Origin of the sequence: Arthrobacter sp. Soil764, from assembly GCF_001428075.1 — a bacterium.
Classification (GTDB): domain Bacteria; phylum Actinomycetota; class Actinomycetes; order Actinomycetales; family Micrococcaceae; genus Arthrobacter.
On record NZ_LMSI01000003.1, the window covers coordinates 146,177 to 154,101 of the forward strand.

Below are 7,925 nucleotides of genomic sequence, written 5' to 3' on the forward strand. Positions count from 1 at the left end.
GCCGGGGGACCCATGGACAGGATTACGCTGACCGGAGTGACGGCCGTGGGCCATCACGGCGTCTTCGATTTCGAACGCCGTGAGGGCCAGCCATTCGTCGTAGACGCGGTGCTCCACCTGGACTTCACCGAAGCGGCGCAGTCCGACGATGTCCGGGACACCGCCCACTATGGTGAGGTGGCGCAGCGTATTACCGAGTGGATTACCGGCGAGCCCCTCAACCTCATCGAGGCACTCGCGGTGCGGATCGCAGACAGCCTCCTGTCCGAATTCAAGCTCAACGCCGTGGACATCACCGTGCACAAACCACAGGCCCCCATCGAGGTCCCCTTCGGCGATGTGGCGGTCACCGTCCACAGGGAACGGGTCCCCGCAGGCCCGGCCATGTCCGGGGCGCAGACGTGAACGGGACCTACACCAAGGCCGTGCTTGCCCTGGGCAGCAACCTTGGTGAACGCAACGAAACGTTGACGGAGGCCGTGGCCGACCTGGTGGACCCGCCTGAGGTCCGGCTCCTTGCCGTCTCACCCATCGTCCAGACCAAAGCCGTGGGCGGACCCGCGGGACAGCCGGACTTCCTGAACATGGTCATCACGGTGGAGACCAGCCTGACCCCGCAGGAGCTGCTGGAACACTGCCAGGCGGTGGAGAACAAGCACCACCGCGTCCGTGAGGTCCACTGGGGGCCGCGGACGCTCGACGTCGACATCATCACATACGGGGACTTCCGCAGCAACGATCCCACGCTGACCCTCCCGCACCCGCGCGCCGCATCACGGGCCTTCGTCCTCTACCCCTGGTCACTCATCGAACCCGCCGCCACGCTGGACGGCGAACGGATCAGCACGCTGGCAACGCGGGCTTCGGATTTCGGGGACCTTGCCCCGTTCGACGGGTTCGGCGACTTCGACGGCATGCCCACGGCGGGAGCGGTGGAGGAGCGATGAAGCCGATCAACCCGCTGCGCCTGCTGCTGATCTGCGTCATCCTTGCGGTGGCGGGCTGGGCGGCCACGGTAGTCACCAGCCGGTACAGCATGGCCACTCCTGTCCTGCCCGCTACGGCGCTTGCCACCATGGGCGTCATCGTTATCATCACACTGATCCTGGGCATCCGGGTACTGAGGTGGCGCAACAGCGTCAAGCCCAACAGCACGGCCAGGAAAACGCAGCTGGACCCCCTTCTGGCCGCGCGGACGCTGGTCCTGGCCCAGGCATGCGCTTATGCCGGAACAGTGCTGCTGGGCTGGCACGTGGGCATCTTCCTGGACCAGCTGCGGATCTGGAGCCTCCGCAGCGACCAGGGCATCACCTGGCTGGCCTTGGCCATGGCCGGCGGCGGCCTGGTGATGATCGTGGTGGGGCTCCTGGTGGAGCGGTTCTGCAGGATTCCCCCGGAAGACGGCGACACCAACAGCATAGATGGGAAGAAGGGCCGCCCAGCCCGCGGGGAAGCCGCCGGGGAAGGCGAATATGCGTACCGAGGCGATTGACCCGCCGGGTATCGCCTGGCAGCGTGTCTCGCCGAAATACATTACAGTCCGGCTGGTGGAATGGGCCGTTGCCAACCTTGTCACCCTGCTGGTCCTGTCCGCTCCACTGGTGTTTGTCCTCCTGGGCTGGTGGCGGTGGCCGCCGCTGTGGCTCGCCATCACCGTCCCGTCCGCCACGCTGTTGGCCGCCCTGTGGCGGCTGGTGCTCATTCCGCGCCAGGTCCGGGCCATCGGCTACGCAGAGCGCGATGACGACCTGCTGATCAGGGGCGGCATCTTCTTCCAGCGGACCATGGCCGTTCCCTATGGGCGGATGCAGTACGTGGACATTGCGGTGGGGCCCGTGGAACGCGCGCTGGGGCTGTGCAGCGTCAAGCTGCACACCGCGTCACCCGGCACGAACGCACGCATTCCCGGCCTGCCGGCAGCGGAAGGTGCGCGGCTCCGGGAACAGCTGGCCGCCCGCGGCGAAGCCAGGCTGGCGGGACTGTGACCACTGACGGCCAGCTGCCCGGCCCGCCCGGGGAGCCGCCTGCGCCTCCACCTTCCCAGGGCAGCCCGGAAACCAACAGAACGCCCGACGACGGGTGGCTGCGGGTGCATCCTGCCTCACCTTTCGTCCGCGGCTGGGTTGCCCTGGCCGCTATCACCTTCTTCTTTGGCCGGGACCTCTTCGAGCGGACGCTGCAGGGCCAGCCCGTGTTCGAGGACGGGTTTGCCAGGCGCGCCCCATGGCTCCTGGGCGGTGGGGCGGTGGTCCTGGCCGTCGCGGTACTGGGGTTTGTCCTCACCTGGTACTTCACCAAGTACCAGGTGAGCGGCGGCTACGTCCGGGTCGACAGCGGGCTCATCTTCCGCCAGCACCGGCAGGCGCGGCTGGACCGGGTGCAGGCCATTGACATCGTTCAACCCCTGCTGGCCCGCATCTTCGGCCTGGCCGAACTCAAATTCGAGGTAGCCGACGCCGGCGAATCAGCGGTGCGCCTGGCCTATCTGAAGCTCGAGGATGCCCGGCAGCTGCGTGCCACCATCCTGGCTCAGGCGTCCGGGGCCTCCGCCGGTGTTGTCACAGGTGCCGGCGTTGATGCCGCGGCAGCTGCCCGTCCCGGAGGCCCTGCAGGCCCGGAGCGCCTTGCCCGGCCCGCACCCGAGGCCCCGGAAACCACTGTCCTGTCCGTGCCGCCGTCGCGCCTTCTGGGATCGCTGATCCTGAGCGAGCAAAGCGTCTTTATCGTGGTGGGCGGCATCGCCTCGGTGGTTCTGTCGACGCTGACGGACAACCGCGCCTTCTACTTCTACCTGGTGCCCGCGGCCCTGGGCCTGGCGGCCGGCTACTGGAACTTCTTCAACAAGGGGTTCAACTTCACGGCAGCGGTTTCTCCCGACGGCATCCGGCTGCGGTACGGGCTCCTGGACACCCAGGCACAGACGCTTCCACCAGGCAGGATCCAGGCGGTGAAGGTTGCCCAGCCGCCACTGTGGCGTCCGTTCGGCTGGTACCGGATGCAGGTGAACGCGGCCGGCTACGGGGTTTCCGGCAACGCCGCCGAGGGTAACACCAGGACCATCCTCCTGCCGGTGGGAAAGCTTCCCGACGTCGTGGCCATGCTGTCGCTGGTCCTTCCGGACCCGGGGACCCCCCAGCCCGGGCTGGTGTTTACCGCCGGCCTTAACGGCAAGGATTCCGACGGCGGATTCGTCACCACGCCGCGCCGGGCCCGGCTGCTGGCGCCCCTCGCGTGGCGCCGCAACGGGTTTACCGCAACGGACACGGCCCTGCTGATCCGCTCCGGGCGCTGGTGGCGGGAGCTGGTGCTGGTTCCCCACCAGCGGACACAGTCGCTGGCACTCCAGCAGGGACCCCTGGCGCGCCGGTTCCGGGTGGCGGACCTGGTCCTCCATACGACGGCCGGGCCGGTGGCCCCCCGGCTGGTCCAGGCCGGGCTGGACGAGGCCCGGCAGCTTTTCGACGACCAGTCGGCACGCGCCCGGCTGGCGCGGAAGCGGCAAACCACCGAACAATGGTTGCGGCAGGTTGTTCCGGCAGTTGCGCCCACGCCGATGGGTGCCCTGCAACTGCCCGGCGCCGCGGCGCCTGGCGTGCCGATGCCCGATGCGCCGGCCCGTGGGGACACAACCGACGCAGCAGCCGCTAAGGCGCGGGACCATTACCAACAGGAAGGCCAGCAGCATGGCTAAGCCCGGACGCCTCGGCGTCGGAATCATCGGTGCCGGCAAGGTGGGAGCCGTGCTTGGCGCGGCTTTGCGCGCGGCCGAGCACGCCGTCGTCGGGGTGTCAGCCGTGTCCGACGCAAGCCGGGAACGGGCTGAAGCACTCCTGCCCGGCGTGCCCGTCCTGGAAGTGCAGGACATTGTCGAGCGGTCGGAGCTGGTGTTGCTGGCCGTGCCGGATGACGCACTGCCCGGCCTGGTGGACGGGCTGGCGAAGCTGGGGGCATGGCAGCCCGGCCAGCTGGTGGCGCACACCTCAGGACGGTTCGGGGTGGGCGTGCTGCATCCTGTGCGCGCAGCCGGTGCCGTTCCGCTGGCGCTGCACCCGGCCATGACGTTCACCGGCATGAGCCTGGACCTCACCCGGCTGCTGGACTGCACCTTCGGGGTGACGGCCGATGCCGCCATGTTGCCCATCGCCCAGGCGCTGGTGGTGGAGATGGGGGCGGAACCCGTGGCCATCGCCGAGGCCGACAGGACGCTTTACCACGCAGCCCTGGCGCACGGTTCGAACCACCTGGTCACCCTGGTAGCCCAGTCGTCCCAGCTCCTGCGCGAGGTTGGGGTGGAGAGGCCCGAGCGAATGCTGGGTCCATTGCTGAGGGCCACGTTGGAAAACGCACTGGCATCGGGGGAGTCGGCGCTGACCGGACCGGTGGCCCGCGGGGACGTGGGAACGGTCCGTGCCCATGCCGAGGCTTTGCGGGAGTTCGACGGCGGCGGGCATGGCGACGTGCTCGAGGCCTACCTTGCGATGGCCCGGGCCACAGCCCTTAGGGCAGAAGGGCGGGGACTTCTGAAACCTGACCAGCTGAAGGGGCTGCGCGAGGCCCTCGAACCGAAGGAGGACTGAATGTCCATTCAACTCGTCAAGACCGTTCACGAACTGCACGCGGAAAGCGCCAGGCTCCTTGGCGCCAGGCGCGGTACATCGCAGGGCCTGGTGCCCACCATGGGCGCACTCCACGAAGGCCATGCCGCACTGGCGCGCACCGCCGCCGAACACAACGACGTTGTGGTGGCGAGCATCTTCGTCAACCCCCTGCAGTTCGGCGATGCCGTGGACCTGGACCGCTACCCCAGGACGCTGGACGCGGACCTTGCGCTGCTGGAGGAGCAGGGCGTCGACCTGGCATTCGCGCCGGCCGTGGAGGAGGTTTACCCCGGCGGAGAGCCATTAGTACGGGTGACATCCGGCCGCCTCGGTGAAAAGTGGGAGGGTGCATCCCGGCCCGGACACTTCGACGGCGCCCTGACCGTTGTGGCAAAGCTGCTCCATTACGGCATGCCGGCCGCAGGTCTTCCTGCCGGTTCCGCCGATGACGCTTCCCGGGCCGGCGGCCTGCCCGCGTACCGGGCCTACTTTGGGCAGAAGGACGCGCAGCAGTTGGCCCTGGTGCGGCGGATGGTTGCCGATCTGAACTTTCCGGTCGAAATCGTCGGCGTGCCAACGGTCAGGGCAGAGGACGGGCTGGCCTTGTCCAGCCGGAACCGTTTCCTTTCGGAGGCGGAGCGGGACGCCGCGCTGGTCCTGTCCAGGGCACTGCGCCTGCTGGAGGACCGGGCAAATGCCCATGACCCGCTGGACCTGGATTCCGCGCTGGCGCTGGTTGAGTCCCAGCCCATGGTTGAACTCGACTACTTCGAAGTGGTGGATCCCGAAACCCTCGAACCGCTGGCCGAGAACTGCCGGGAGACCCCTTTCCGCGGGGAGGCCCTGGCGCTCATCGCCGCCAAAGTTGGTCCAGTGCGGCTGATCGACAACATGCCGCTCAGTTCCTAATTTTCCGTTTGCCCAGGTTGCCGTTTCGCAAAGTTGGGAAGGAGAGCGGCGGGTTAGAGATTCAGTCCGTCCCCGCTGGCCATCAGCTGTTCCAAGAGTGCCTTTTCGGGGCGCCCGGGGTTGCGTGCGACGCATTGACGGAGCCGTGCCCTGGACAGTTCTTCGGCCGGGTCCGTGCTTGAAAGCTGTTCGTCGATAATCTCCTGGGCCTGCCATCGAAGCGATTTAATGGCGAACTGGCGGATTTCCTCAGGGGTGTCACTGGGAATCCACGGCTCGGGAGCCGGGGGCACGTTTTCGACCAACCGCTCTACTGTCATAGTGGCCTCCTTGCATCAACCTGCAGTGGCCGGGGAACCACTGCGCCGTTCAAATGCACTGCACGTAGGACAAACACTACCGCGGGAAAGACAAGTCTGTCTCGTGGCAGAATGGCCCCATGGATGTGATGAATCCAGAGCCCAAGACTTCATCGCCCCGGGCATCCGCCACCGAGTCTCCTTTGTTGGCCTCCCCAGCGTCCTCGCGGGTGCCGGCAGCATCGGGACACCCTTCGCCTGCTGGTCATTCGAATCCCGAGGCGCGGATCCTTACCGTGGCATACGAGTTGTTCTCGCGGCGCGGGATCAGGGATGTGGGCGTCAACGAGCTCATTGAGCGGTCGGGCGTAGCGAAAGCCACCTTCTACCGGCACTTCCCCTCCAAGGATTCGCTGGTCCTCGCCTTTCTCGAACAACGGGATAAGCAGTGGACCGAGGACAGCATCATTTCCAAGGCCCGGAGCCGCGGCCGCACACCCATTGAGCAGTTACTCGCAATTTTCGACGTCTTCGGCGACTGGTTCCAGCAGGACGATTTCGAAGGCAGTGCCTTTATCAACGTCCTGCTGGAGATGGGTCCATCCCACCCCCTGGGCCAGGCGAGCATCGATTATCTGGCCAAGGTCCGCGGGCACGTGCGAGGGTTGGCGGAAGAAGCCGGTTTGGTCCGCCCGGAGGAATTTTCGCGCTCCTGGCACATCCTGATGAAAGGCTCCATTATTTCCGCCACAGAGGGAGACCTGCAGGCGGCCGAGCGTGCCCAGCAGATGGCGCGCTGGCTCATCGAGCACCACAGGGCATAGCGCCCAATATAGGACCAAGCCTCCAACCGGGCCCAGCGTCCCTCCGGTCCCAGCCTCTCCGCCTCGGGGTTGCTGCATTTTGGAGTGCTCCATCAAGCGTTGTTCCACTGCGCAAATTGCTCCAGTGCGACGTTGCTAACCCCGCAGGAGCTACACTCCGGCACCAACCGAGTCCGGGAATTGCGCAAACGGCATCCTAAAGAAGTCATCCCAGAGCGGGTCCTCTGGTGAGAGGTCGTCGAGGTCGATGAATTCGGGGTCCTCGGGTTCCCAACGTGGAAGGTCGTCCGGGCCGGGATCTACACCTTGGGTTACAGCGGGCATCGGAAAAAGTCCCGGCGGCCAATGGGTTGGTTCGGGGTCTGGGTGTTCGGGTTTGTAGTGGCGGCCGGTGGGTGAGGTCCAGCCGGGCGGTCCGTTGTGGGTGGCGGGGTCGGGGATCCANTGGGTTGGTTCGGGGTCTGGGTGTTCGGGTTTGTAGTGGCGGCCGGTGGGTGAGGTCCAGCCGGGCGGTCCGTTGTGGGTGGCGGGGTCGGGGATCCATGGCCGGGCGTGTTTGAGGCGGTGATGTTTTGGGCAGAGTTGTGCCAGGTTGTTGGTGCCGGTGGTGCCGGCGTGTTCCCAGGCGGTGAGGTGGTCGGTGTCGTTGTCNGCGTGTTTGAGGCGGTGATGTTTTGGGCAGAGTTGTGCCAGGTTGTTGGTGCCGGTGGTGCCGGCGTGTTCCCAGGCGGTGAGGTGGTCGGTGTCGTTGTCCGGGGTGTGGTTGCTGCAGCCGGGGAAGGTGCATTTTCCGTCGCGCATCCGGATCCATTGTTTGATGGTTTCGGGGAGCCGGTACCGTTGGCGTCCGATCTCCAGGGGGGCTCCGTCGCGGGGGTCGACCAGGACCCGGTAGAAGGATTCCGCCCCGTCCGCGACGAGTTTGCGGGCCATGGACGCCGGGATGGGGCCGAAACCGTCCAGTACCGCGGGTTCGTCCGTCTGGCCGAGGAGGGAGAACGCCGGGACCATGACCAGCACGTCGGCCCGCGGGGTGGGGACTCGTCCAATATCACTATTGCTCCCCGCAGCGCTCCCGGTACCGGAAACGCTGCCTGCACCCGTTCCCGCAGCATCACCGGTCCTCCCGGCGGCCTCACCCGCAGCAGCCTCACGCGCAGGCGTTCCGGTGCCGAGGAGTAGTGATGCTGCGATGTCGGGGCGGAGTTGGGTGATGGTGCGGGGTTCGTTGGGGCCTTGGAGGCCGCGGGCGGTGGCGGTGGTGCGGTTCCAGATGGCGCAGGCGGTGTCGCCGG

At 66.9% G+C, this 7,925-nt stretch carries 9 protein-coding genes and 3 pseudogenes; 8 read left to right on the plus strand and 4 right to left on the minus strand.

What is annotated here, in order from left to right:
- Positions 1 to 12: 12 nt before the first annotated feature.
- From folB to ASG86_RS04200, 7 genes are read left to right on the plus strand one after another with little or no spacing between them, the layout of a single operon-like run.
- A complete protein-coding gene (gene folB, locus ASG86_RS04170) occupies positions 13 to 405 on the plus strand; it encodes a dihydroneopterin aldolase (protein ID WP_056330662.1) in 393 nt (130 codons plus the stop codon).
- Entirely contained in the window at positions 402 to 947 is a 546-nt protein-coding gene (gene folK, locus ASG86_RS04175) for a 2-amino-4-hydroxy-6-hydroxymethyldihydropteridine diphosphokinase (protein ID WP_056330665.1), read from the plus strand. Before folB ends, folK begins: the two co-directional genes overlap by 4 nt.
- The gene (locus tag ASG86_RS04180) at positions 944 to 1,492 is read left to right on the plus strand and encodes a DUF3180 domain-containing protein (RefSeq protein ID WP_056330668.1); all 549 of its coding nucleotides are present in this window, start codon (positions 944 to 946) and stop codon (positions 1,490 to 1,492) included. Before folK ends, ASG86_RS04180 begins: the two co-directional genes overlap by 4 nt.
- A complete protein-coding gene (locus ASG86_RS04185; protein ID WP_056330671.1) occupies positions 1,473 to 1,985 on the plus strand; it encodes a PH domain-containing protein in 513 nt (170 codons plus the stop codon). Before ASG86_RS04180 ends, ASG86_RS04185 begins: the two co-directional genes overlap by 20 nt.
- Complete coding sequence (locus tag ASG86_RS04190) at positions 1,982 to 3,691, plus strand: PH domain-containing protein (protein WP_056330674.1); 1,710 nt, start codon at positions 1,982 to 1,984, stop codon at positions 3,689 to 3,691. Before ASG86_RS04185 ends, ASG86_RS04190 begins: the two co-directional genes overlap by 4 nt.
- On the plus strand, positions 3,684 to 4,577 hold the full coding sequence (locus ASG86_RS04195) for a Rossmann-like and DUF2520 domain-containing protein (RefSeq protein ID WP_056330677.1): 894 nt from the start codon (positions 3,684 to 3,686) through the stop codon (positions 4,575 to 4,577). The genes ASG86_RS04190 and ASG86_RS04195 overlap by 8 nt, the downstream gene beginning before the upstream one ends.
- Positions 4,578 to 5,507: a 4-phosphopantoate--beta-alanine ligase gene (locus tag ASG86_RS04200; RefSeq protein WP_056330679.1), complete on the plus strand. Its 930-nt coding sequence runs from the start codon at positions 4,578 to 4,580 to the stop codon at positions 5,505 to 5,507.
- Positions 5,508 to 5,560: 53 nt separating this feature from the next.
- On the opposite strand, the gene ASG86_RS04205 is transcribed toward ASG86_RS04200, so the two are convergent.
- A complete protein-coding gene (locus tag ASG86_RS04205) occupies positions 5,561 to 5,827 on the minus strand; it encodes a hypothetical protein (protein WP_056330682.1) in 267 nt (88 codons plus the stop codon).
- Positions 5,828 to 5,955: 128 nt separating this feature from the next.
- On the opposite strand from ASG86_RS04205, the gene ASG86_RS04210 reads away from it, so the two are divergent.
- Positions 5,956 to 6,630, plus strand: a complete 675-nt coding sequence (locus ASG86_RS04210) for a TetR/AcrR family transcriptional regulator (RefSeq protein WP_442854287.1) — start codon at positions 5,956 to 5,958, stop codon at positions 6,628 to 6,630.
- A gap of 150 nt (positions 6,631 to 6,780) precedes the next feature.
- Here the strand turns inward: ASG86_RS04210 and ASG86_RS20905 are convergent.
- From ASG86_RS20905 to ASG86_RS20915, 3 pseudogenes are all read right to left on the minus strand, one after another.
- Positions 6,781 to 7,074, minus strand: a pseudogene (locus ASG86_RS20905) (HNH endonuclease signature motif containing protein); the annotation flags it as partial.
- 1 nt (position 7,075) lies between these two features.
- Positions 7,076 to 7,281, minus strand: a pseudogene (locus ASG86_RS21180) (HNH endonuclease signature motif containing protein); the annotation flags it as partial.
- A 1-nt stretch (position 7,282) separates the two neighbouring features.
- Positions 7,283 to 7,925: pseudogene (locus tag ASG86_RS20915) on the minus strand (HNH endonuclease signature motif containing protein); the annotation flags it as partial.